The 2790-nt window shown below is 40.6% G+C and carries 2 protein-coding genes; both read right to left on the minus strand.

Annotated elements, in window-relative coordinates; translation table 11 throughout:
- A partial coding sequence (locus tag G4P69_RS36795; RefSeq protein ID WP_208354771.1) for a glycosyltransferase occupies window positions 1–410 on the minus strand: 410 nt, incomplete at its 3' end.
- A 235-nt stretch (window positions 411–645) separates the two neighbouring features.
- Complete coding sequence (locus G4P69_RS36800; protein ID WP_208344177.1) at window positions 646–2085, minus strand: pentapeptide repeat-containing protein; 1440 nt, start codon at window positions 2083–2085, stop codon at window positions 646–648.
- Between the last annotated feature and the right edge of the window lie 705 nt (window positions 2086–2790).

A 2790-nucleotide genomic window follows, 5' to 3' on the forward strand; every position in this document is an offset into this window, starting at 1 on the left:
AAGGCACAGCAGACAGTAACAAAGGGTATACCTAGATATTCTGCCACACTCCCTCCTGCGGATGTACTTTCATCTACCAGCATTGCTTCTACACCGGCGTTCTTGATTGCTGCAGGTAAATCTTGCAAGAGCTGGGTAGTTGACTCTTTAAAGAGACTAATAGTGTAGCGGAATGCGTCAAGCCCATTCTTTTTGCCTAGCTCAGTAAACAATCTTGCCGTTGTCCCTCTAGGGGACTCAGATTCCGCGATCGCCCAAAATTCCAACCCTGCGGCTAAGACATTAGGCTCAGCATCAAGTATCCCAAAAACCGTAACCCGATGACCACGCCTTTGCAGTTCACGTCCCAAAGCTGTCATTGGGTTGAGGTGTCCATTTGCAGTAGGACAGGTAATTCCAAAATGAGTCATGGTACAGTCTCCTACTCATGTACTTATTGTTAAACTAACTTCTCCTACCGTTTTTTTTCAAGGTAAGGAGAGTCTAGCGATCGCTACATTATCATTAATAAGTGCCACTAAATTTGAGCTATGCAGCTTCTCTAAGAGACGTTGCTAATGAGTAGTGGATACGGTGGTATTTAGGCTATCCGCTTTGGTATTACCCACACTCTCTCACCAACTCCTAATAATCAACTTTATCGTCTTATGACCATTTTTTGAATTGCTTTGACGAGCTATTTGATTGCTCTGAAGGTAAACCTAGTTTTTTACGGAATTCAGGATCGTAGATTGCTTGCTGCCAATTTTTCGCTTGTTTAACTTGTTGTGGTGTTAAATTCTTGGCATTAGTAAGGTTAGTACATATAGTTTGATTGGCAGAAGATTTCACACAACCAAACTCAGCATTATTGAAGTTAGCACCATAGAGGTTCGCATTAACAAGTTTGGTTCCATTGAGATTGGCACCATCAAAGTTAGCGCTAACAAGTTTTGCACCATTGAGATTGGCACTCATAAGTCTTGCACGATTCAGGTTGGCACCGTTCAGGTTAGCATCATTCAGGTTACTACTATTGAGGTTGGCGCTTTCAAGGAAGGCACCAGAGAGGAAAGCACCATTTAGGTTGGCACCAGCAAGGTTGGTACCATTCAGGAACGAACTATTGAGGAAAGCACGATTGAGGAGCGCACCATTCAGGTTGGCTTGATATAAGTTAGCACCATTCAGGTTGGCTTGATATAAGTTAGCACCATTCAGGTTAGCGCGATCAAGGTAGGCACCAGAGAGGTTAACGCCGTTAAAGTTGGCACTCTTGAGGTTAGCGTTGTGAAGTGGAATATTTTTTAAAGGCTCACCAAGTTTTACTAATTTTTTGAGTGCGGTGAGTCTAGCAGGACTATCTATTTGTCCCTTAGCATCATTAATAACACTTCGAAGCCTTCCAATTGTTATCTGTTTCTGAGTAAAAAATCCTAGAACTATCGCCAAGGCTAATAGGGGAATCAAGCGAAAGCCAAATAATCTTAAGCGATCGCTCCATCTATACTTAATACTGTTTTGGATAAACTCACGTATTAAACCTGATAATGGGAATACCGAATTTTGCTTTGTTTGAGAAGCCTGAGCGTTATTGAAGCGCTTACGCCCTTTAGGTTTGTCTTCCCACTCAGTAGCACTTTCTTCGACTTTACAATGATGTAAATGAGTTTCTATTTGTACATTTACCTTTTGAGCAGGTTGTTCAATAGCTGGTTCCAATTGAATACGGTGGATTGAACCCAATCCTTGAAATGCAATTGGCTCGAATGTCTTGTTTAATGGACAGTAACAGAGGATGTATTTGTAGAAGTCAACACGCTGATCTCTTTCTAGACCAAGTATACCCATCATCAGAACTTTCTCAAGCCTATTAGGATTTTGTTGTAATTGAAACACTAAAGCTTGAGCTTGCTCACTAAACGTTTGGCTTTTAGCGCCAAATGATTCAATTAGGCAAATACCTTCTTCTGTTTCTTGGTAAAAATCATGAGATCCGACTTCTTGATCTAGCTGTAACCAAGATGTCTGTCTGGAATTGGCGGCCAAAATCAGATGTGTTTTTATCCAAGGATTATCGATAAGGAAAAGTTGCTGAGAGAGCATAAAATTATGGTATAAATTTCTAGAGAAAACAACAAAGCGTTCGTGTTAAACAAGAATCATTTTTTGAATAAGTGAAACCAAGCCGTAAATTATGCACCAGTGGCAAAGAAATAGAACAAATCTTTGCAAATTGGCTCCCGACTAAATCGAGTCGAAAGAAAATACAAAGCATGTAGGGTAAAGTACAATTACTCAACTTAAACTTGTTTAATCTGTTGCCCAATTACCCTAAGGGGTAGTGCGATCGCACGCAATAATGCTAGCCAGCAGTAGATGCCTCCGTGTACTACGTTGTTAAGCGCGGTTTTCTATTTACTTGTTACCACACAGTCTCTCTTCTCAATTCCGCAATCAAAGTAAAAAGTTTATCGCTAAATTTCTTCGTTAAGAGCGAACGCAAAAACCCTATTGAGCAGAAGATGTTTTAAGAGACGCGTAAAAAGCTGATATTAAGCTAAACAGAGACCTCACTTTGTTATATCTGTATGATTCCATCTGTATAAAGCTCCAAGTTTCGGCAACAGATCGCTATTGATCTTTACGGTATTAGCTTCTGGTTGCCACGAATTATTAAAGGTTTTTCTGGTATAAGTAACCTGTGGGTGGGATTTATCTCAAGTATTCCGTATCTTGTAGGTGCGATAGGAATGATCACAGTTGGTAGCCACTCAGACCATACTGGAGAACGGCGTGCTCATGTTGCTA

This window comes from Aetokthonos hydrillicola CCALA 1050, assembly GCF_017591665.1.
Classification (GTDB): Bacteria; Cyanobacteriota; Cyanobacteriia; order Cyanobacteriales; family Nostocaceae; genus Aetokthonos; species Aetokthonos hydrillicola.